This is a genomic window from Parvularcula sp. LCG005, assembly GCF_032930845.1.
Lineage (GTDB): Bacteria > Pseudomonadota > Alphaproteobacteria > Caulobacterales > Parvularculaceae > Parvularcula.
Map to the genome: position 1 here is coordinate 183,561 of NZ_CP136758.1, position 21,757 is coordinate 205,317.

General features: G+C 59.8%; 20 protein-coding genes. 17 read left to right on the plus strand and 3 right to left on the minus strand.

The window, feature by feature from the left end; genetic code table 11:
- Nucleotides 1-3: 3 nt before the first annotated feature.
- On the minus strand, nucleotides 4-978 hold the full coding sequence (locus RUI03_RS00830; protein ID WP_317288383.1) for a complex I NDUFA9 subunit family protein: 975 nt from the start codon (nucleotides 976-978) through the stop codon (nucleotides 4-6).
- 159 nt (nucleotides 979-1,137) lie between these two features.
- Between RUI03_RS00830 and RUI03_RS00835 the strand changes: the two genes are divergently transcribed.
- From RUI03_RS00835 to RUI03_RS00850, 4 genes are read left to right on the plus strand one after another with little or no spacing between them, the layout of a single operon-like run.
- Nucleotides 1,138-2,328 carry an anthranilate synthase component I family protein gene (locus RUI03_RS00835; RefSeq protein WP_317288384.1) on the plus strand — a complete coding sequence of 397 codons (1,191 nt, stop codon included), beginning with the start codon at nucleotides 1,138-1,140 and terminating at the stop codon, nucleotides 2,326-2,328.
- Nucleotides 2,325-2,891: an aminodeoxychorismate/anthranilate synthase component II gene (locus RUI03_RS00840; RefSeq protein WP_317288385.1), complete on the plus strand. Its 567-nt coding sequence runs from the start codon at nucleotides 2,325-2,327 to the stop codon at nucleotides 2,889-2,891. Before RUI03_RS00835 ends, RUI03_RS00840 begins: the two co-directional genes overlap by 4 nt.
- Nucleotides 2,892-2,895: 4 nt before the next feature.
- Nucleotides 2,896-3,744 carry an aminotransferase class IV gene (locus RUI03_RS00845; protein WP_317288386.1) on the plus strand — a complete coding sequence of 283 codons (849 nt, stop codon included), beginning with the start codon at nucleotides 2,896-2,898 and terminating at the stop codon, nucleotides 3,742-3,744.
- Nucleotides 3,741-4,898 carry a hypothetical protein gene (locus RUI03_RS00850; RefSeq protein ID WP_317288387.1) on the plus strand — a complete coding sequence of 386 codons (1,158 nt, stop codon included), beginning with the start codon at nucleotides 3,741-3,743 and terminating at the stop codon, nucleotides 4,896-4,898. The genes RUI03_RS00845 and RUI03_RS00850 overlap by 4 nt, the downstream gene beginning before the upstream one ends.
- 1 nt (nucleotide 4,899) lies before the next feature.
- Here RUI03_RS00850 and RUI03_RS00855 read toward each other — a convergent pair whose 3' ends face one another.
- The gene (locus RUI03_RS00855) at nucleotides 4,900-5,427 is read right to left on the minus strand and encodes a pilus assembly protein N-terminal domain-containing protein (protein ID WP_317288388.1); all 528 of its coding nucleotides are present in this window, start codon (nucleotides 5,425-5,427) and stop codon (nucleotides 4,900-4,902) included.
- Between the two features lie 141 nt (nucleotides 5,428-5,568).
- Here RUI03_RS00855 and RUI03_RS00860 point away from each other — a divergent pair, with 141 nt between their 5' ends.
- The 10 genes from RUI03_RS00860 to RUI03_RS00905 all read left to right on the plus strand — a co-directional run bounded on the left by RUI03_RS00860 (nucleotide 5,569) and on the right by RUI03_RS00905 (nucleotide 15,616).
- Entirely contained in the window at nucleotides 5,569-6,306 is a 738-nt protein-coding gene (locus RUI03_RS00860; RefSeq protein ID WP_317288389.1) for a hypothetical protein, read from the plus strand.
- A 133-nt stretch (nucleotides 6,307-6,439) separates the two neighbouring features.
- Entirely contained in the window at nucleotides 6,440-6,616 is a 177-nt protein-coding gene (locus RUI03_RS00865; RefSeq protein ID WP_317288390.1) for a Flp family type IVb pilin, read from the plus strand.
- A 183-nt stretch (nucleotides 6,617-6,799) separates the two neighbouring features.
- Nucleotides 6,800-7,297, plus strand: coding sequence for a prepilin peptidase (locus tag RUI03_RS00870; RefSeq protein ID WP_317288391.1), 498 nt, complete (start codon nucleotides 6,800-6,802; stop codon nucleotides 7,295-7,297).
- 137 nt (nucleotides 7,298-7,434) lie between these two features.
- Nucleotides 7,435-8,202: a Flp pilus assembly protein CpaB gene (cpaB, locus tag RUI03_RS00875; RefSeq protein ID WP_317288392.1), complete on the plus strand. Its 768-nt coding sequence runs from the start codon at nucleotides 7,435-7,437 to the stop codon at nucleotides 8,200-8,202.
- A gap of 29 nt (nucleotides 8,203-8,231) precedes the next feature.
- A complete protein-coding gene (locus tag RUI03_RS00880) occupies nucleotides 8,232-9,683 on the plus strand; it encodes a type II and III secretion system protein family protein (RefSeq protein WP_317288393.1) in 1,452 nt (483 codons plus the stop codon).
- Nucleotides 9,684-9,693: 10 nt separating this feature from the next.
- Nucleotides 9,694-10,371 carry a CpaD family pilus assembly protein gene (locus tag RUI03_RS00885; RefSeq protein WP_317288394.1) on the plus strand — a complete coding sequence of 226 codons (678 nt, stop codon included), beginning with the start codon at nucleotides 9,694-9,696 and terminating at the stop codon, nucleotides 10,369-10,371.
- Nucleotides 10,372-10,408: 37 nt separating this feature from the next.
- Nucleotides 10,409-12,133, plus strand: a complete 1,725-nt coding sequence (locus tag RUI03_RS00890) for a pilus assembly protein CpaE (protein ID WP_317288395.1) — start codon at nucleotides 10,409-10,411, stop codon at nucleotides 12,131-12,133.
- Nucleotides 12,134-12,142: 9 nt separating this feature from the next.
- On the plus strand, nucleotides 12,143-13,600 hold the full coding sequence (locus RUI03_RS00895) for a CpaF family protein (RefSeq protein ID WP_317288396.1): 1,458 nt from the start codon (nucleotides 12,143-12,145) through the stop codon (nucleotides 13,598-13,600).
- 5 nt (nucleotides 13,601-13,605) lie between these two features.
- Nucleotides 13,606-14,598 carry a type II secretion system F family protein gene (locus RUI03_RS00900; protein WP_317288397.1) on the plus strand — a complete coding sequence of 331 codons (993 nt, stop codon included), beginning with the start codon at nucleotides 13,606-13,608 and terminating at the stop codon, nucleotides 14,596-14,598.
- Between the two features lie 4 nt (nucleotides 14,599-14,602).
- On the plus strand, nucleotides 14,603-15,616 hold the full coding sequence (locus tag RUI03_RS00905; RefSeq protein WP_317288398.1) for a type II secretion system F family protein: 1,014 nt from the start codon (nucleotides 14,603-14,605) through the stop codon (nucleotides 15,614-15,616).
- Between the two features lie 98 nt (nucleotides 15,617-15,714).
- Here the strand turns inward: RUI03_RS00905 and RUI03_RS00910 are convergent, their stop codons facing one another.
- On the minus strand, nucleotides 15,715-16,701 hold the full coding sequence (locus RUI03_RS00910; RefSeq protein ID WP_317288399.1) for a hypothetical protein: 987 nt from the start codon (nucleotides 16,699-16,701) through the stop codon (nucleotides 15,715-15,717).
- 123 nt (nucleotides 16,702-16,824) lie between these two features.
- Here RUI03_RS00910 and RUI03_RS00915 point away from each other — a divergent pair, with 123 nt between their 5' ends.
- From RUI03_RS00915 to RUI03_RS00925, 3 genes are all read left to right on the plus strand, one after another.
- The gene (locus RUI03_RS00915) at nucleotides 16,825-18,189 is read left to right on the plus strand and encodes a leucyl aminopeptidase family protein (RefSeq protein ID WP_317288400.1); all 1,365 of its coding nucleotides are present in this window, start codon (nucleotides 16,825-16,827) and stop codon (nucleotides 18,187-18,189) included.
- Between the two features lie 174 nt (nucleotides 18,190-18,363).
- Complete coding sequence (locus RUI03_RS00920; RefSeq protein ID WP_317288401.1) at nucleotides 18,364-21,039, plus strand: sensor histidine kinase; 2,676 nt, start codon at nucleotides 18,364-18,366, stop codon at nucleotides 21,037-21,039.
- Between the two features lie 72 nt (nucleotides 21,040-21,111).
- On the plus strand, nucleotides 21,112-21,753 hold the full coding sequence (locus RUI03_RS00925; RefSeq protein WP_317288402.1) for a hypothetical protein: 642 nt from the start codon (nucleotides 21,112-21,114) through the stop codon (nucleotides 21,751-21,753).
- The last annotated feature ends 4 nt before the right edge of the window (nucleotides 21,754-21,757 follow it).

Here is a 21,757-nt window from a genome sequence, read left to right on the forward strand (position 1 = left end):
CGGCTACAGCGTTTCGGGACTAAACTGTCCGGCCTTGCGGAACCGCACAAGGTAGGTGGGCAGTATTGTTTCCATTGTTTCCGGCGTGATGCCGAAATCCGCAATGTTCCCTACATTGTCCTCCCCGGACTGGCCGACGACATTGTCGCTCTTCAGCAGCTTGACCTGATCGGCGGTAATCGGTGCATCAAAGGGGCTGACGGAATCCACGAAACTGCCCACCGACCCCATGGGCTCTGCGGCGAAGAACGGGATCGGCAGAAGCGCACGACGGCGACCGACAATACGCAGGGTCAGCTCCATCAGCTCCTTGAACGTTTTGACCTCAGGCCCACCGAGTTCGAAGGTCCGCCCGGCATAATCAGCGGATTCAACGGCGAGGCGGATGCAGTCGGCCACGTCATCGACATAGACCGGCTGGAATTTCGTTTTCCCGCCACCGATCAGGGGCAGGAACGGCGACATGCGCGACATGCCCGCGAAGCGATTGAAGAAATCGTCCTGCGGTCCGAAAATGATCGATGGGCGAAGAACAACAGTCTCAGGCACGAACTGGCGGAACGCGGCTTCGCCCTCGGCCTTGGTGCGGGCATAGTCGCTTTCGCTGTCATCATCAGCGCCGATCGCCGACACATGCACAACATTCGTGATGCCGCGCTTGGCACACAATTCTGCGATATTGCGGGCACCGTCGCGTTGGACCGCAGCGAACTTCTGTTTGCCCTCTGGTTTCAAAATGCCGACCAGATTGATGACGGCGTCTGCGCCGTCCAGCGCCTGATCGACAGTGTCGCGATAGCGCACATTGGCCTGGCTGAGTTCAATCTGGCCCACAGCGCCCAACGGACGGAGGTGATTGGCGTAGTTGGGACGACGGACAGCTGCGCGGACGCGCCACCCCTTCGCCGCCAGCTCGCGCACCACGTGCCGGCCCAGAAAGCCCGAAGCCCCGAATACGACAGCCAGTTTATCCGCCATGGGCGCTCCTTCAGACACTGTTGAACCATTGAATCTGCTGGGCGGGGATATCCCAACCCATGCTTTTTTCAAAGGGGTGATGATCAGTTTTGCACGCTGCCCTTGCTGATCGTCGCGTGGACCGGCAATTCGTCGCGAACAACCACGCAGGATTTTGCATTGGCCGACCCCCGCACTCTTCTCCCGCCTGCCGCTCTGCGCGCTGCAGAAGCCGGCCAGATGCTGCTCGGCCCGGGCTTCGCCGGGACGGGTTGGGTGGCGCTGGGGCGCCCGCAGGACATCCTGACGTCGGCAAATCTGAATGAGTTGCGGCACTATGCCGCCGACATACCACCGGGCGGCACCATTGCGGGCTATATCGGATATGAGTGGGCGGCGGGGTTGGAACAGCGCTTGTCCCTGCCGCCGTCCCCCGATGGCCTGCCGATCCTGTGGTGCGCGCGGTTTGGCCAGGTTTCACCGATAGCCGCGTCGAGTTTGCCCGTGCCTGCAGACCCAGCGCCGACGCCGACCGCGACATCGCCAGGGGCATCAGCCTCGGCGTATGAAGAGCAGGTACGCCAGGTCATCGCCCTGATCCGGGATGGAGACATCTTCCAGGCCAATATTTCGCGGCGTTTGACGGCCCGATATGACCTTCCGCCGTCCAGATTGGCGCCGATCCTCTTTGCGCACCTCGTCTCGCGCGGCGAAGCGCCGTATGCGGCCTATATCCCCGTGACTGAGGGAGCGGTCCTGAGCAACTCCCCAGAGCTTTTCTTCCGCGTCGACGATCGCCGGATCACCACCGAGCCGATCAAGGGCACCCGTCCGCGAGGAGCAACGCCGGAGGCTGATGAGGCGCTGGCCATCGCCCTGATGCGCGACCCGAAGGACCGGGCGGAAAATGTCATGATTGCCGATCTGATGCGCAACGACCTGTCCAAAGTGTGTGCGGATCATACCATCACCGAAGACGCGATCTGTGCACTGCGGACGCTGCCCCGTGTGCATCACCTCTATTCGCGTATCAGCGGTACGTTGCGGTCAGGATTGGGCGTCATGGACGCCTTGGGCGCGGCGTTCCCCTGCGGATCGATCACCGGGGCACCAAAGTTTCGTGCCATGGAGCGTATTGCGGAAATCGAGGGGGAAGGGCGGGGGCCTTATTGCGGCACAGTGTTCTATATTCCCGATCAGGGTCCGGCCGTCTTTTCTGTCGCCATCAGAACGGCCGTGATCAGTCAGCAGACGGGCGGTAGCCGCCTTGACCTTCGGGCCGGGGGCGGGGTGACCATTCTGTCTGACCCCGCGGCGGAATATGCCGAGACCGAAGACAAGGCCTATCCTTTCAGGTCGATGATGCCATGATCTTGGTCGTCGATCTTTATGACAGCTTTGTCGAAACGCTGGCCCGTTACGTCCGGGAAGCCGGAGCGGAAACGCAGGTGGTTCGCCATGACACCCTTGACCTGAAAGTGGTGGAGGACATCGCGCCGCGCGCCATCATCCTCTCGCCTGGGCCGGGCCGCCCTTCCGATATTCCGATATGTACACAGATCATTCAGCACTTCCCGCAATTGCCGATTCTGGGTGTGTGTCTGGGTCATCAGGCTTTGGCCGATGCCTATGGCGGGGCCACCATCCTGTCCCCTGATCCGATGCATGGCCGGCCCAGTCTGGTGCGTCACGAGGGCGATCCGCTCTTCAGCAAAGTGCCCAACCCTTTTCAGGCCGGCCGCTACCATTCGCTGCTGGGGCGGCTGCCGGATGAGGGCCCGCTCAAGGCGATCGCCTGGTCCAGCGATGGTCTTGTCATGGCCCTGCGGCACCGTGACCGGCCTCATATGGGCGTCCAGTTCCACCCCGAAAGTCTTTTGACCCCGGATGGGCATCAAATCATCGCCAATTTCCTGCAAGACGGGTTAGGATAAGGACATGAAGATCTGGGTGAACGGAGAGATTGTCGAGGCGGACGCGCGTGTGGCGCAGGCAAGCGATCGCGGGCTCCTTCTGGGCGATGGCCTGTTCGAGACGATCAAGATCGACCGGGGCCGCGCTGTCTTCCTGACCGAACATCTCTGCCGGTTGCAGGTCAGTGCCCGCGAACTGAACCTGCCGGTTGAGCGCGATACGCTGCGCGCCGGGCTGTTGGACCTTATGGACAAGACGGACGAAGAGGTCGGTGCCGCTCGTATCACCGTGACAAGGGGCCCCGGCCCACGGGGGCTCCTGCCGATCCCGGTGGAGGATCAGTCGCCGACTATTGTGATCTCTCTGAGCCCAGCCACGGCCCAGCATTTCAATCCCGAGCCTGATCGACTTTTGCCGGCGCCGTTCATCCGGTCCTCCGGAGCACCGACTTCGCGGATGAAAACGCTGTCCTATACGGACAATCTGGCGGCGCGGGCCTTTGCGGCCGAACAGGCCGCGGCGGACGTGGTATTCACCAATGAATTTGGTGATGTCGCCTCGACCTCCATGGCCAATCTGTTTGTCGAAACCGATACTGGTCTTGTGACGCCGCCGCTGACGGCCGGTATTTTGCCTGGTATCGTCCGCGCCATGATTTTGCGCTATGCCGCGCGTCAGCATGTCCCGGTCACGGTCCGGCGGCTGCAGCCCAATGATCTGTGGGGGCGGCGGCTCTACCGGACCAATTCGCTGATAGGCGTACGTCCGGCGTGGTTTGACGGTGGCGGATGGACAGAAGGGCCGGTCAATCGGTCAAATGGCATGATCGAGGATCTCTATGCCCTTGCCGAGAAGGAGGATCGCGGACGGTGAAGTCTTTCTCATTTACTCATGATCAGCTCGTTTCCATCGTCGCCGCTTTGACGGCTGATGAGCTGTCGCGCCGTTACGGTCGGTACACGGAAACCCTCACGCTTTCCCGATGGGGTGAGGAAACAAAACTGGGGCGCGGCGGTGTCGATGCAACGCCCGACCAGCGGGAATCCTGCGCTCGGCGCGTCGCCCGGTTCTTCGATTTCGACGAATCGCTGCTGAAAGTCGAGCCGAGCGATACGTTCGGCGCCTGGGCAAAACGCATTGCCGTGCCGATCCGCGATGCGCTGTTGCATTTTCGGTTTCACCCATCAACCCAGTCGGGTGATGCTGAAACCCGTCATAACGCTGATGATATTTACCAGGATGCAGCGGCTGTCGCGAGCCTGATGCAGGGTCGCCGAAGAGCGGTCGCGCTGGTTTCGCCCCACAGCCTTGTCGGCCTTGTCACCTCTGTCCTTGCGCCTAATCTGCAACGGATCGACGTGACGGATGGCCGGGCCTTCAGCCCTGATGAGCTGAGCGACTATCTGAAGTTCGGGGACATTGTCATCGCAACGCCGACGCTGTGGCGATATCTCGCTGATACAATGCCGTCCTTTGCCAACAACGTCATGGGCCTGTCCTTTGGCGAACGGCTGAGTGTCGATCTTGCCGCAAGACTGCGGCAGCGGGGGCTCGGGGCAATGCGGGAGCTGTACGGATCAACCGAAACCGGCCTGCTGGCTTGGCGCGAGAGCGCGCCGGATCCCTTTGTCCTGTTTGAGCACTGGTCACACAAGAACGGCTCTATCGTGCGTATGCGGCCCAATGGCCGGCCGGCTAGCCTGATCGCGATGGATGATCTGGCATGGCACAATGCCCGATCCTTTGATCTGGGACGGCGGCTAGATGGCGCGGTTCAGATCGGCGCGATCAACGTCTTTCCAAGCTCTATCGCCAATATCATTACCGATCACCCCGGGGTGGCCGCCTGTGAGGTCCGGGTCTCCCAGCGTCCCGGCGCGCTTGATCGTCTCATCGCCGAGATCAAGCTAGAGCGGGGGCAGGCCCCGGATCAGGCCATGGCCTGGTCGATTGATGAATGGTGCCGGAACAGATTGCGCCCGGCTGAGCGGCCGCGGATCTATTCATTCTATTCGCAGTCGGACTGACTTAACCTTCAGGATTATCAGTCGTCGGCGCGCGCATGCCCGTCGTACCGCGTTCTGCCGCGGTAGAAGAAGAACCCTGGGCCGCAGTGGTCGCAAGTTCCTGCTTGGTGGTGACCTGCTCAGCTACATCCGTCCCCGTGGCACGGATACCGTGGACACCATCGCCGACCGTATAGGTTGGCTCACAGGTATTCGCGCAGGCATAGGTATGCCGGTAGGCGCCAGAAAAGACCGTGATGGTGTTGGCGCCGCCATTCGTAACGTTCAGCGCAATGTTTTTCACTGGCTTACCGTCTCGATCAAAGAGGAAAAGGTTTGTCGCGCCGGGCATTTTGCCGAAAAGCACAAGCTCAGTCGGTGACAGAACCTTGATATCTGCAATGGACGGGTTTGCTACGACGACGCTACCAATCGGTTCCTGCACCTGGAACAGCTGCGCCTGATCGATGACCACGTTCACGTCGCCGGCCATGGCGGGTGCCATGGAAAGAGCGGCGAAGGGGACAAGGCATAGAATGTGACGCTGCATGGCGGTCGTCCTGAAATGTCGTACCGCGACAATGGACCACGAAAACATCAACAAGGATTTAAGCGAAAATCCGGGTCTCGCTTTACCGATATGCAAACGCTTTGCGGCTAGAAATGCCAATCGACAAGATCAGGGCGCCTCATGTCATCAAATCTCCGGACCGATCAGAAAGGGACTGTTGCGACAACAGATGACAGCCCTGAAGCCCGCCTTGTCCGTGGTCTCAAGCAGCTCACCTGCTTTGCTGACGCGCCCGATGCCCTGATCAAGGCCATCGTCCCTGTCGCGGATCTCGTGGCATACAATCCTAACGATACCGTGATTGCGATGGGTCAGTATGACGGCAGCATGTGCTATGGCCTGATAGAGGGGCAAGCGCGCCTGATGCGGGCGGTCAATGATACAGGCGATATCGATGTCTCGGATATAAGTGCCGGTCATGTCTCGGGACTGGCGACCATTCTGGCTGGCAGCGGCCATAGCAGGGAAAAAATCTCCATGGTCGCGGCGACCGCCATCGAAATTATCATTCTTGATGCGGCCGCGCTGAAATCTTTATGCCAGACCAACCTGATCGCGTGCCAACATTTCATGCAGTATCTCGCGGAAGAGGTGGTTCGCCTCGAAGCGCCAAGCGATGGTGACGTCGGGCCAGAGCGCCGCGTGTTCCGTCAGCTGATGTCTTTGGTTCGCCGTCGGAACGATGAATATGTCATCGAAGAAATGCCCAGGCACGCCGTTATTGCTGAAGCCGCGGGCGTGACCGACCGTGATGCCGCTGCTGCCATTGCTGGTCTGCTGGCGCGCCAGATTGCTGTACGGGATTATCCTGGACTTGTTGTGCGGGACGTCGAAGCCCTGCGCAGCATGGCGTACTGATGATCCTAATCTAGGCTTAATTTCGATTCACTAAACTGCCGATTTTGTTGGATTATTCTTTTACTTCCATGTGGTACATTGGATCCATCTGGAGAGTGCAAGACCAGATTGTGCAGAAAAGTAGGAGTTGACCATGACGAATCTGATGTCCCGCTTCATCAAAGAAGAAGACGGTGCCACGGCTATTGAATACGGCCTGATCGCAGCCCTGATCGCAGTCGCGATCATCACGGCTGTCGGCAATATCGGCACCAAACTGAACAAGGCTTTTACGAAAGTCGATACCGATCTCGGCGCGCTGCCAGAATAAGCAGTGTACCTCACGGCATCTTCCAGAAAGGCAGTGGGCCCTGCGTTGTTCGGCTAGCGCTTTCTGGAAGGGCGTACCCATGTGTTGGGCAGAAGGCCGGTCGGGAAACGATCGGCCTTTTTGCTATGTTATCAACCGGATCTTTAAATCGTCTCTGTAAGCTGTGACACAGCCCAGGAGTTCATGATGGCGTTGTTGATTTCCGTTATCTTTCCAGCCCTTCTTGTCATGGCGGCGGTCAATGATTTCCGCTTCTACAAGATCCCGAACAATATTTCCGGCCTCCTTGTCGTCAGCTGGCCGTTCGCGGCGCTGTTTTTCGGCATGGGTCTGCAGGACATGGCCATGTCGGCCGGTGTCGCCGCGCTGGTGCTTGTTGCCGGCTTCATCCTGTTCGCCTTCAAGGTGATGGGAGCGGGCGATTCCAAACTGATTGCCGCATCAAGCCTCTGGGTGGGTGTTGCGCAACTGCCGATGTTTGTTCTGACCTTTGCTGTGGCGGGCGGCTTTCTGGCACTTTTCATCATGTCGTTCCGGCGCATGCCACTGCCTGTCATGATCGCCACCCATAGCTGGATCGATGGTCTTTATAATCGCAAGCAGGTCATGCCCTACGGTATCGCCATCGCGATCGGCGGTATCATTGTATGGCCAGAGACCCCGTTCTTCGCTTTCGGGTAAAAGCGTAGCGTTAATCAATCCTAACAAATTCTTATAAAGTATAGTTCACCAGCCCATTAACGTTGTCTTGAGTGTTGATAGGCACATTGGCACGGAACGCCTTTTTCTGGCGGTGGACGGAGTGCTGAGGACAGCTCATGAGCAAGATGCGATTGCTGATCTTATTGGTGGCGGTATTGGCCGGCGGTGCAGCGTTTTTCCTTGTCTCGTCAGATAATCCGACAGCGGACGCGGTCGTGAATATCGTGCCGCAGGAAAAGGGTCCTGAGATGGTCCGTGTGCTCGTGGCTGGCCGTGATTTCAGCCAGGGTGCGATCATCGATCCACAAGGGACCAAATGGGTTCAGTGGCCGAAAGACGCTGTGCCGGAATTCTACGTCACCGAGAAGAACACCAAATTTTACGAGGAACTGCCGCAGATGCGCGCCCGTACGGCCATTCGGGAGAACGAGCCCGTCTTTGCGCAGAACGTCGTCCAGCACGGTGACCGCGGTATGATGGCCGCCATCATGACGCCGGGTATGCGCGCCATCAGTGCGCGTATGAGCGCTGAACAGGCCTCTGGCGGCTTTGTCCTGCCGGGCGACCGCGTCGACATTTTTGCCTCCATGTCCAGCTCCGGGTCGGCAGATAACGGTCAGGGAAGCGGCGCCGACATGCTTCTTTCCAATGTCCGCGTGCTGGCCATAGACCAGATCTATTCCACGGAAGGTGGCGAGTCCGCCATTGTTGGCCGGACGGTGACGCTCGAAGTCGCACCGTCGCAGGTGGAAACTTTCATTCGTGCACGGGACAATATGACGCTGACCTTCGTCCTGCGCAGCATTTTCGAAGACAGTGCCGTTGAAGCAATCGAACAGACCACGCCTGATGAGGTTGTGGTCATTCGGTACGGGCAGGGCTGATCGTGAGCAAGGCAAAGACGATGTCATTCATGACGACAACATTTTCGAAAACCTTGGCCGCTGGTATCGTTTCGGCGTTCTCGCTGTGGCCCGCCCTGTCTGTCGCACCAGCGGCAGCACAGGATGTGGTGGTGAACCAGGGCGGCGGCGATCAGGTGACGTCACGCGATCTGATCCTGCCGATCGGCAAGGCGGCCGTCATCGATTTGCCGCGCAATGTCGCTGATGTGCTGGTCTCTGACCCGACAGTGGTCGAGGCCGTCGTGCGCACGCCGCGCCGCGTCTATGTCATGGCTAATGCACCGGGCCGGGCCAATGCTTTCTTCTTTGATCGGAATGGCGAGCAGATTCTCGACCTCAATATCCGTATTGAACAGGATGCCGTTGCCATTGGTGATCTGATCGGCAAGCTGGTTCCGGATGCTCGCGTTGAGGTGGACAGCGTGAATGGCGCTGTCATCCTGAGTGGTCGCGTCGACAGCGCACTCGAAGCGCAGCGGGTCGAAGATATCGCCGCTCGCATGGCCGGCCCTGAAAATGTCGTCAGCATGATGTCGATCCGCGAACCGGGGCAGGTCATGCTGAAGGTTCGTATTGTCGAGATGCAGCGCCGCCTGATCCGCCAGCTCGGCATCGATCTGAATGGTGTGGCCCGCATCGACAATTCCGCATTTGAATTTGCGGCCCAGAATTCGTTCGCCATCTCCGGCTCATCACTTGGTGGTCTGAGCAGCAAGATCAGCACTGACGGTTTCGGTAATGTCGAAAATCTTGACCTTGCCCTCGACATGTTTGAGCAGAACGGCCTCGTCAAAACGCTGGCTGAGCCAAACTTGACCGCTCTGTCCGGACACAGTGCAAATTTCCTCGCAGGTGGCGAATTCCCGGTCCCTGTGGCTGGTGAGAATGGCCGTCAGTCGGTGACGTTCAAGGAATTCGGTGTTCGCCTCGAGTTCATGCCTAATGTCTTCTCGAAGAACCGCATCCAGCTGAAGCTGTTGACCGAGGTCTCAGACGTTTCATTTGCGACCGGCGTATCCTTCGGCGTGAATGAGACAGTGACCGACAGTGGTGAAGTGGTGCAGACGGAGGGTTATGTGGTCCCCGGCACGACGACACGGAATGCCGAAACGACGATTGAAATGCCATCGGGCGGATCGTTCGCGATTGCTGGTCTGCTCCAGGAAAACATCACCGAGTTCATCGATGGCGTGCCCGGCATCAAGGAAACACCGCTGCTTGGCGCACTGTTCCGGAGCCAGGAGTTTCAGAGCAACCAGACCGAACTCGTCATTATCGCCACACCCTATCTGGTCGAGCCGACCGATCTGGCCAATCTGACTGACCCCGCCCGCGGGCACGTGTCGCCGACCGTGTTCCAGTCGGTGCTGCTGGGCAAGCTGGAAGCCGCTTACGGGGTCAAGGGATCCGGCGTGAGCGAAGCCACCTTACAGGGGCCTTTGGGCTTCATTCTGGATTGAGAGGCGCATCATGATCCGTACCTTTATTCTTGCCTCAGTTGTGACCCTCGCCGCATCGGGATGCTCCCATGTGATGAACGGGCAGAATGAGGCCTTGAGCGTTGCTGAACGTCATCCGATCACGGTGGATCAACAGACGGTGACGGTCGCAATTCCGGTGGACAGCACACGGAACGGCCTGTCGCGTCAGGCGCTGGCTGATCTCGACAACTTCATGACGGCCTATCGTACCCGCGGCCACGGCCCGGTGACGGTCACGGCCCCATCGGGAACGTCGCGCAATATTGACGCGCAACAGGTGGCCTCAGATGTTCGTCAGGCGCTCAACAGCTTCGGTCTTGATTACGGCGCGATGCAGGGCGCCACGTATCGCACCGGCGACACGCCATCGGCCGTCCTCGTGTCCTTCACCCAATATGTTGCTACCGGACCGGTATGCGGCGCCTTTGACGGCGGCGTGACAACGCGCTTTCGCAATCTCGCACCGACCAACTTTGGGTGTGCGGATCAACACAATTTAGCCGCCATGGTGGCGGACCCCCGCGACCTGACGCAGATGCAGCCGATGGGGCCGAGTATCGGCACCGCAGGCGCCGCCGCTTCGCGCGCTCCTCACACCGGAGCCGGGACCTGGCAGCGCGAAGGCAGCTACGGAGCGTCCGTCGGCGGGGACGCCAGTGGTCAGTAAGCTGATTGCTGGTTTTGAAGAGATTTTGGAGTGAGATATGAGCGGGCTTCCTCACAGCACCAATAACGCATCGGGTGATGATCACGATTTTGATCTTGATCTTGATGACCTCGACGATGCCACCCTGCAGCGCCTCCTCGAAGAGGATCCGGCGCTGGAAGAGGAACTGCGTGCGATTGAGGCTGCCGAAAGCGCCAGGGCAGAAAACAGCGAGGAAGACGATACCGAGCTGATGTCGGACACGGATGATGCCAGCGGGCCAATGGCTGCTGCGCCATTTGCAATGCCGACGGCGGAAGAAGAGCTTGACGCTCTCCTGGTGCACGAAGACCTGCCGCCCATGGGGTTTGACGATCTCGATCTGGATGCGGACACCGATCTCGACGATGACGCGGAGCCCTCCGCCAGTGAGCCGACCGATCCGCCATTCGTTGCGGCGCCGACCCATGACGATCTGGCCGAATATGACTACACCCCGCCAATGGTGGTGGCTGAGGAAGAACCGTCGTTCGATGAGACGACCGAAGTCGACGAAACATTCGAAACGGACCTGTCGGTCAACGTCCAGCCTGTTCCCCGGATCAACATTCACGCCTTCTGCGCGACGGAGCGCATGACGGGGTTGATTGAAGCGGCTGCCGGGGACCGGCGCCTGGCCAAGGCGCATGTCACGCTGCAGTCCGGTGACGCGCGGCGGGCGGCTGAAATCTACTCCAACGATTCCACGCCAAACCTGTTGATCCTTGAAGCCGGGGATTCGTCTCAGGCGCTTCTCGATGGCCTTGATGCGCTGGCGCAGGTTTGTGATCCATCGACACGCGTGATCATCGTCGGTGATATCAATGATATCCGCCTCTACCGTGAGCTGATCAATCGCGGCATCAGCGAATATATCGTACGCCCCAGCTCGCCATTGCAGATCATCAGCTCCATCGGGTCCCTCTATGCGGACCCGGATGCGCCGCCGATCGGCAAGACCTTCGTCTTTGTCGGTGCCCGTGGTGGGTCCGGTTCGTCGAGCATCTGTCATAACGTGGCCTGGTCACTGGCCGAGGAAATGCGGTCCGATACGGTACTGATGGACCTCGACCTTGCCTTTGGTACGGCGGGCCTCGACTTCGAACATGATCCGAGCCAGGGCCTTGCCGAGGCGCTGGCCGCGCCGGAACGTCTTGACGATGTCCTGCTCGACCGGCTTCTGCAGAAATGTACGGAGCGCCTCAGCCTGTTTGCGGCACCCAACCTTCTCGACCGCGACTACGACATGCCGACCGAGAGCTTCGAGGCGGTGATCGATACGGTGAAGGCGTCTGCGCCCTGCATCGCTGTCGACCTGCCGCATGTCTGGACCGGCTGGGCACGGATGATGCTGCAGAGTGCCGATGAAATCATCCTGACGGCGACACCGGATCTCTCATCGTTCCGGAATGCCAAGAACATTGTCGAGACAATCAAATCTCACCGCACGAATGATGCACCACCGATCCTGGTGCTCAATCAGGTCGGTGTGCCCAAGCGGCCGGAAGTGCCCGCAGAACAGTTCGAGGAAGCGCTGGGCCTGACGCCGCGCGCCATCCTGCCTTGGGACCCGGTGACATTCGGCACCTGCGCCACCAATGCAGAACCCCTGATGGAGGTGGCGCCCAAGGCCAAGGTCACACAGGAAGTGAGCCGCATTGCAAGGATTCTGATGGGCCGTGATCTGGTTGAGCAGACCAGTGCCGGCTTCAGCCTTAAGTCCCTGTTTGCCAAAAAGTCGTAGGGCTAGACCATGTTCGGAAAACGCCCTGCTGATGCTCCCCCCGCTCCTGCGGCCGCCAAGCCCGTAAAGGCTGCGCCGAAGCCCGCACCGAAAGCGCCGCCAAAGGCGGATGCCCAGTCGCGTACGGCCCCGCCGCCGCCGCCGAAGAAGGCACCGCCTAAGCCCAAGCCGGTGGTGGAAGAAGAGGCGCGGTCCGACAGCTATTTCGAGATGAAGACGACGATCTTCAATGCACTGATCGATACGATCGATCTGTCGCAACTCGCACAGCTCGACATGGAGATGGCGGCGGAAGAAATTCGCGACATCGTCAACGAGATCATTTCGATCAAAGGTCTGCAGATGTCGATTTCGGAGCAGGAAAGCCTGCTTCAGGATATCTGTAACGACGTTCTCGGATACGGTCCCCTTGAGCCATTGCTGGCGCGGGATGACATCGCCGACGTCATGGTCAACGGGGCCAGCCGGGTCTTCATCGAAGTCAACGGCAAGATCCAGCTGACCAAAATTCGCTTCCGCGACAACACCCAGCTGATGAATATCTGCCAGCGGATCGTCAGCCAGGTCGGTCGGCGGGTCGATGAATCAAGTCCGATCTGTGACGCCCGTCTGCCTGACGGTTCCCGGGTCAACGTCATCGCGCCGCCGCTGTCGATTGATGGGCCCGCTCTCACGATCCGGAAGTTCAAGAAAGACAAGCTGCGGATTCAGGATCTGGTCAATTTCGGCTCGATCTCCCAGCCCGGCGCGGATGTGCTGTCGATTATCGGCGCCTGCCGCATCAACACACTGATCTCTGGCGGTACCGGCTCGGGTAAGACGACGCTGCTCAACTGTATGACCTCGTTCATCGAAGAGGACGAGCGCGTCATCACCTGCGAAGACGCCGCGGAACTTCAATTGCAGCAGCCCCACGTGGTGCGGCTCGAAACCCGGCCGCCCAACCTTGAAGGGCAGGGCGAGGTCACCATGCGGGACCTCGTGAAGAACTGTCTGCGGATGCGTCCAGAACGGATCATCGTCGGCGAGGTCCGGGGCCCGGAGGCATTTGACCTTCTGCAGGCCATGAACACTGGTCACGACGGATCGATGGGCACGCTCCACGCCAACTCTCCGCGCGAAGCCTTGCAGCGTCTTGAATCGATGATCACGATGGGCGGCCTTGGACTGCCATCAAAAACGATCCGTGAGATGATTGTCGGTTCGGTTGATATTGTGGTGCAGGCAGCGCGCCTGCGTGACGGTTCGCGTCGGATCACCCATATCACAGAAGTTCTGGGGACGGAGGGTGACACGATCATCACCCAGGACCTGTTTGTCTACGAGATTGACGGCGAAGATGCCGATGGCAAGGTCAATGGCCGTCACCGGTCAACAGGTATTGCCCGCCCTGCGTTCTGGGACCGGGCGCGTTATTACGGCAAACATATTGAACTGGCTGAGGCTTTGGACGCAGCGGAGGGCTGATCAACATGGCGCTTTCCCAGCAGCAATTAATGGTTCTGATCGGCGGCCTGGTGGTCGTCGTGGTCCTGCTTGTCCTGTTTTCCGGGTCATCGAGCGGTAACAAGGCCACCAAGCGGGCGCAAAGCCTGTCCGGCCGCACGCCGGCCAAGAAGGGAAAGGCAAACGCCCAGGACCCGACCAAGGACCGTCGCCGGCATGTGGCGGAAAGCCTCAAGAAGATTGAGGACAAGCAAAAAGAAGAATCCAAGAAAAAGAAAGTCTCGCTGTCCCAGCGGATCGATCAGGCCGGGTACGAATTTTCTGAACGCTCATTTTATATGGGTTCGGCCATTTGCGGTCTCGTCCTCGTCTGTCTGGGACTGATCACCGCACAGGATTCGCTGGTAATATTGGCGATGGGCATTGTGGGCGGCCTTGGCATCCCGCGCTGGTTCCTGATCCGTGCCCGCAAGAAACGGCAGAAGAAATTTGTCGAGGAATTCTCAAACTCGATCGACGTGATTGTGCGGGGTGTGAAATCCGGTCTGCCGGTCAACGAATGTCTCAAGATCATCGCCCGTGATGCCCAAAGCCCGGTGAAGGAGGAGTTCCATCTCCTCGTCGAAGGTGTCCGTATCGGTCTGTCTCTCGAGCAGTCACTGGAACGGATGTATCAGCGGATGCCTCTGAACGAAGTCAAATTCTTCTCCATCGTGCTGACAATCCAGCAGCAGACTGGCGGTAACCTCGCCGATGCGCTGGGCAATCTCAGTAACGTCCTCCGCGCCCGGAAGATGATGCTGGGCAAGATTGCGGCCCTGTCGATGGAAGCCAAGGCATCTGCCGTCATTCTGGCCGCCATGCCGTTTTTCGTGTCGGGCATGGTTTATATGTCGGCGCCGGATTATCTTGCGCCTCTTTATACAACGACCAATGGGCAGTTCATGCTGCTGGGCGCTGGTCTATGGATGCTGATGGGTGTCTTCGTCATGAAGAACATGATCAGTATCAAGGTGTAACGGCATGGGTGATTTCATTGCTGCGGCAACCGATCGTCAGAACCAGATAGCGTTGCTCGCGGCCGTTGCCACGGTCGCCACGATCCTGACGCTGGTCGCGCCGATCTTCCAGACTGATCCGATGAAGGCCCGCGCCAAGCGCGTGGCGGACTTCAAGGAAGACCTGAAACAGAAATCCCGCGCCGAGCTGAAGCTCGGGACCAAGTCGGCAAGTCTGCGCAACCAGACAGCCAAGGGCATGGGCAAGCAGCTCGTCGAGCAGTTCAAGCTGCTTGAGGTGTTCGACGCCGAGAATGCGCGCAAGCAGCTCGTGAAAGCGGGCTGGCGCGGCGAACGGCCGGTCTTCACGTTCATGCTCGCCAGGCTGGCGACGCCGATCATCGCACTCTTCGTCGGTATTTTTTACATCTACGTGCTCGAGACGTTCGAGATGGCCAGCTTCATGAAGCTGGTGGCGTGTTTCGGTGTCACTGTAGTCGGCTATTATCTGCCTCAGCTTTACGTGACCAACGCGATCAAGAAGCGGCAGCAGAAAGTCCAGCTGGCTTTCCCCGACTCCCTCGACCTGATGCTGATCTGCGTTGAGTCCGGCATGTCGATCGAAGCGGCCATGCAGAAGGTGACCGAAGAGGTCGCAACCACTTGTCCGGAACTGGCCGAGGAATATGGTCTGACCACGGCGGAACTGTCCTATCTGCAGGACCGTAAGGTGGCCTATTACAATCTGGGTGAACGGACCGGGCTTGAAGGCATCAAGGCCGTGACGACGGCGCTGATCCAGTCGGAAGCCTATGGTACGCCGCTGGGCAGTTCGCTGCGCGTTATGGCGGCGGAAAACCGGGAGCTGCGGATGCAGGCGGCCGAGAAGAAAGCCGCTGCCCTGCCGCCGAAACTGACCGTGCCGATGATCCTGTTTTTCCTGCCCGTGCTCTTCGTTGTCATTCTAGGCCCAGGCGTCCTGACGGCCATGAAGCACGAAAAGGGGAATGCTGACACCCAGGTGACAACGAGCCGGTAGACCGTTGCCCTCGCTTTCTGCACGAAACGCTGACAGTGAATCAAAAAAGCCGCATGCTGAGCATGCGGCTTTTGTTGTAAGGGGGCATTGAGAGGAGCTTAGCGGCTGGCCACGGTGATCGGGGTGTCATCGTCAGCCGCGGCGCTCGCGCCGGGCGCAGTTTCATCCGCTGGCGCAGGTTTTGGCTCAGGTGTGGGCGCAGGGCGCTGGCGGATCCGTGGTGCGTCGGCAGGGTCAGGAATTGGCCGGGCCATCGGTGTCGTTGAGATGCCGGCAGGGTCATCACCAAAATCGGGAAGGTCGACATTGCCGCCTTCGAGGTTCTGCCAATAGACGGGCTGGGCCACGAGGGTCCGGTAATAGGAGACGTTGTTATCGGCGATGCTTGGCGGCAGGTCGGAGCGCGCCAGGCGTTCGGCCTCGGCGGTCTTGCCCGACATGGCGAGCACAAGAGCGAAATTCTGGCGAATGCGTGCCGTGCCGCCTGGATTGGACGTTGCGGTGCGCAGGGTCATCTCAGCCAGGTCTTTGCGCCCGTCGAGGGCATAGGAGAGGCCCTTATTGTTCAGGATCTGCGCCTTGTCCGGTGCAATGGACAGGGCGCGGTCATATTGCAGCTGCGCCTGTTTGTGCTCGCCGACCTTGTCGAGTGCCACGCCGTAGGCGGAGAAAGCGCTCCAGTCATTGGACTTGCCAAGAGCGATGGCCTGTTCAATCGGGCGCAGTGCTTCATGGGCGCGATCATTGGCGATGAGCGATTTGCCCATCTCCAGCAGCAGCTCGGCATTGTCCGGCACACGGACAGACGCATGACGAATGACGCGTAAGGATTCTTCGTTGTTGTCGACCGCGCGCAGCGCCTTTGAGAAGGCGACTGCGACCGCCGGATCGGTAGGCGTGCGGTCATAGCGGGTGCCCCAATAGGCAGCCGCCGCAATCGGATCCATGCCGGTGGTTTCCGAATGGCCGACGACCTGGACCTGATCGGCCTGCAGGCCGCTTTTCTGTCCGACCGTTGCGCAGCCGTTCAGGGCAATTGCCAGAACTGTGCCCGAAACCATCGACTTCAAAAATGTGCCAGCCATATAAGTATCCTCAGGACGTCGCGGCCGCGGCAAACCTCGCCACGGGATTTGGGGACAAAACTGCCCTATTGAGGCGAACAAAGTCTTAAATCCCCGGCCCCGCAGTGAGCAAAGGATGCATTCATGGCTGAAATAACCACCAGTATCGTACAATTTGACGCCAAACGTGCCGCTGATGCCACGCCGATCCATCTCGTCCATTCCGGGTCGCGCACAGCGATCAACGAACAACTCCCCACCGAGGCCGCCAAAACGGCGACGTTGATGAACTTTAATGGCGAGCTTGGCGCCGTCGTGGCGACTCCGGATGGCGTCCTCGTGGGGGTAGGTGATGGGCGCGATCCGTTTGCCGTCGGTGCGGCGGCCAGCCGTCTTGGCGCCGGGGATTATCGTCTCGCTTCATCGAAGCTGAAATCGGCGGTGCCACTGGTTGTCCTGGGTTGGGCGCTGGGCGCTTACCGCTTCGACAAATACAAAAACGCCATGGCCACGCCGACCCTCATCGCCCCAGAAGGGCTTGAGCTCGCGCCGGTTCACCAGCAGGCCAAGGCCGTCGCCTTGGTTCGCGATCTCGTTAATACGCCCACCGAAGATATGGGGCCGGCGCAATTGGCCGCGGCCGCAAAATCTCTCGGTGCCTCTTTTGATGCCCGTATCGAGATCACCGAGGGTGAAGCGCTGCGAAAAGGCTTCCCGCTGGTCCATGCCGTGGGCCGAGCCGCTGCGACGCCGCCGCTTCTTGTTGATCTGCGATGGGGCCCCGAGGACGGCGTACCCGTGACGCTTGTTGGAAAGGGCGTCTGTTTTGATAGCGGTGGACTGAACATCAAGGGTTCAACAGGCATGGCCCTGATGAAGAAAGACATGGGCGGGGCTGCCAACGCGCTCGGCTTGGCCAGCATGATCATGGCCGCCGATTTGCCAATCAAATTACGCGTCCTGATTCCGGCAGTTGAAAACGCGATTGGCGGCAACGCTTTCCGCCCAGGGGACGTGTTCACAAGCCGGTCAGGCCAGACCGTCGAAATTTCGAACACTGACGCTGAAGGGCGGCTTATTCTCGCCGATGCGCTCGCCTACGCGGCCGAGGAAAAGCCTGCGCGGATCATTTCTCTCGCGACCCTGACTGGTGCGGCGCGGGTTGCTCTGGGGCCAGACATCGTCCCGCTTTATTCGACTGATGACGATTTCGCCAATGCGGTCGTCGAAAGTGGTACGCGGGTCAATGATCCCGTCTGGCGGATGCCGCTCTGGGCGCGGTATGATGATTATCTGTCCTCGCAGATTGCTGACGTGAACCACGCCTCAACGGGGGGATTTGCCGGTTCGATCACCGCAGCTCTCTTCCTGCGCCGGTTTGTGGATAAATCAATTCCGTACACCCACCTTGATATTTATGCGTGGACCCCCGAACAGAGGCCCGGCCGGCCCAAGGGTGGGGAGGCGACGGGCATTCGCGCTCTTTACGACACGCTCGCAAAAATCTGACTCAGGTGTTGCGCTGAAAATCAAGACTTCCTTCTCGTCGCGACCATTCGTAAACGGGAGGTAAGGAACATTAACCATTTATTGACGGTTGCTGCGCTTGACTCAATTGTTGCGGCGAGAAAACAGACGGGCTCCGTGAGACGCGATGGCAGGATGACATCGAAAGCGAAAAAGATGTGGCGATCCGCCCTGCGCTTCAGTGCGGCCGGCATTGCGCTGTGCGCTGCGCCCGCCATGGCGGCTGCGCCGGCGCCCACGACTGTCGTTGAAGCGGCCGAGGCGACAGGTTTTCTGAGCGCCATCGATCCAACGCTGTTCGTCACCATCGGATCCGTTTTCTTCGCCTTGGCAGCGGGGGCCTGGGCTTTGCGCGTTTCCATGGCCTCGCGCAGCGCGACGGTCGACTGGTCTCGCAGCCTGGGTCAGCTGGAAGCCAAATTCGAAAAATCTGAATCCATCCTCGCCAGCCATCCCGGCCTCGTCATCGTATGGGATGATGCCTATGACGAGATTGATCGCGGCTGGGGCAAGCCCCGTGTGCTGGGCGGTCCCGCGGCTCTCGCCTCTCTTTTGACCTTCGCGTCCGACGATCCGACCGCGTTTCTCAACCCGGCCGACAGTCTTCTTGATGCGCTGGGCAGCCTGCCCATGGATGATGATCAGACCACGGGCCGCGTGCCGACCCTGAAGGAAAAGGTGCGCGACCTGCGCAGTCACGGGATCGCATTCTCTGGCTCGGTTGTCACGGATGAGGGTCGCTCCATTGAATGTGATGGTCGTGTTGCCGGAGATCAGGTGACATTGTGGCTGACGGATCCGGCGGTTCGTCTCGCGGATGAAACCGGAGTGCTGGGGCAGGCCAGGGACAAGGCTGCTGACCTGCATGGCGCGCTCAATCAGTTGAACAGCGCGCCGCTGGCCGCTTGGCGGCGCGGACCGGATCTCAAGCTGGAATGGGTCAACCGCGCCTATGTGGAGATGGTCGAGGCCATCAACATGGCTGAGGTTGTCGAAGAGCAGATCGAGATTGATCCGGCCTTCCGTGAGCTTGCTGAAAAAGCAAAGCGTGAAACCGTGCGCACCGGTCGCCGGGCGCTGGACGGAGTGGTCAAGGTCAATGTCAAAGGTCAACGCCGTGTACTGCGCGTTATCGAAACGCCGTTGCATGGCGCGGGCGAAGCCAGCTTTGGCGGTGTTGCGGTCGACATCACACGCCAGGAAAAAGCCCAGACTGATCTCGAGCGGAACCAGGCGGCGCATCGCAAGACGCTGGACCAGCTCTCTGAAGCGGTGGCCGTGTTTAACGGTGCCCAGCAGTTGGCTTATTACAATCAGGCGTTTGTGGATCTGTGGCAGATCGACGATGCGGATCTGCGTGATCGGCCATCTCACGGCGAACTGCTGGACAGGCTGCGTCACGCCAACAAGCTGCCTGCGCAAGCTGACTTCAGCGCCTGGAAGGGCAAGCAGCTCCGTCTGTACACTGAAGAATATGGCGATGCTGCCTCTTCGGTAGAGGGCGAAACGCCTGACGAGACCTGGAACCTGCCTGAGGGCAAGACCCTGCGCGTGCGCCAGCAGCGCCATGCGCTCGGCGGTGTGTCGGTGCTGTTTGACAATATCACCGAAACGCTTGAGCTGCAAAGCCGCTACCAGACCCAGATCGGCGTCCAGCGCGCCACCCTGAACAATCTGGCTGAGGCGGTGGCCGTGTTCGGTGCCGATGGGCGCCTTGCTCTCTTCAACCAGTCTTTCGAAAGCACCTGGGGGCTGACCCGCGAGCAATTGTCCGGACAACCGCACGTGTCGCAGCTCCAGGACATCATGGCGACCAAGGCGAGCAAGGCCGAGGAGCAGCTGAGCGAAATCCGTGGTCGGATCGTTTCTTTTGCGCCGGAAGATCGGGTGCCTCATCTGGGTGAGGAGATTGTCCTGCGCGACGGTCATATTCTCGTCTGCTCGACGTCGCCGCTGCCCGATGGCGCCACACTTGTGACCTTCCTCGACATTACGGACAGCCGCGAGCGTCAGAAAGAGCTCGAAGTCCGCAACCAGATCCTCGAGGAAGCGGACCGCATCAAGTCGCGCTTCGTCGATCACATCTCCTATCAGCTGCGCAATCCGCTCAATACCATTATCGGATTCACCGAAATGCTCGAAAGCGAGATGGTCGGTAGCCTGAACGAGCGGCAGAAGGATTACGCGTCCACTATTCTGACCGCATCGACCCATCTTCTTGATCTGATCAATGACATCATCGACCTGGCAGCGATCGACGCTGGTCGCCTGGGGCTCGATATGGGGGAGACAGACGTTCGGGAGCTGATCGAATCCGCTGCGACATTTGCTTCCCTCAAGGCAGAAGACAGCCAGATCATCCTGAAGGTCGATTGCCCCGACGATATCGGTACGATCCACGCGGATGAACGCCGTCTGAAGCAGGTGCTGTTCAATCTTCTCGCCAATGGTTTTGCCTTCACCGAGGCGGGCGGCCACGTGACTGTCGGCGCCAAGCGCGAAGGCAACGCGGTGTCGATCTGGGTTGAGGATACCGGCCGCGGCGTCTCGCCAGAAGACCAGGCCACGATCTTTGACCGCTTTGAAAGCTCAGGTCCCGGCGCCGGTGCCGGACTCGGGCTTGCGCTCGTGAATTCCTATGTGGAGCTCCATGGCGGCTTCGTCCGTCTCTCATCGCAGGAAGGTGAGGGCACTCGGGTGACCTGCCACTTGCCGGTGGCGGGCCCGCTTGAGCGATTTCGCCAACTAGAAGAGGCCGCGGCTTCGCTGTCCTTTGATGATGACGCCGAGGAGCACATGCAGACCGCGGCGCGCAAGGTGGCGGCTGAGTAAGCCGCGAAGCGGGCGTACCGGCTAACCGCTTGCTCATATGCACGGGGCGTCCAGCTCTGCTAGACCGTTCTGATGACCTTTGCCCTGTTGGCCCTTGCGGCCCTGACGATTGCTGAACCGCGCAGTTACGACACCTGCGTAGCCCTCGCCGAAACCTCGGCGGATGAGGCGCGGCTCTATGCGGATGCGTGGCTCGCCGAAGGCGGCAATCGCCCCGCACGGCATTGCGCCGCGGTGGCAGCACTGGCCAACGGCTCCGCGGCGAGTGCCGGGGCGATGCTGGCGCGACTGGCGGAGGACGAGGCCGTGACGCCGGAGGTGTCGGCGCGGCTTTATATCCAGTCCGCTGAAGCCTTCATAGATGCAGGTCGAGAGGATCAGGCCTTCGCCGCTCTTCGCGCGGCCTATTCAGCGGTTCCCGATGCAGCAGAAGTCCACATGGCCGCGGCCGCCATCTATGCGACGGCGGAAGAATGGCAGGGCGTGATCCTGACCATCCGGGCCCTTGAAAGGCACGCCAATCTATCCGCTGACGCTTACGCGCTGCGGGGAAGGGCCCATTTCAATCGGGATGAATTGGTGGAAGCGGCTCTCGATGCCAGCCGTGCATTGGCAATCGACACGTTACTTGTCGATGCGCTTGTCCTGCGCGGTGATCTGGCGCAGGCCGGCGTGGCGCTTCCGAACGATCCGTTCGCGCCACGCAAGGACTAGAGAT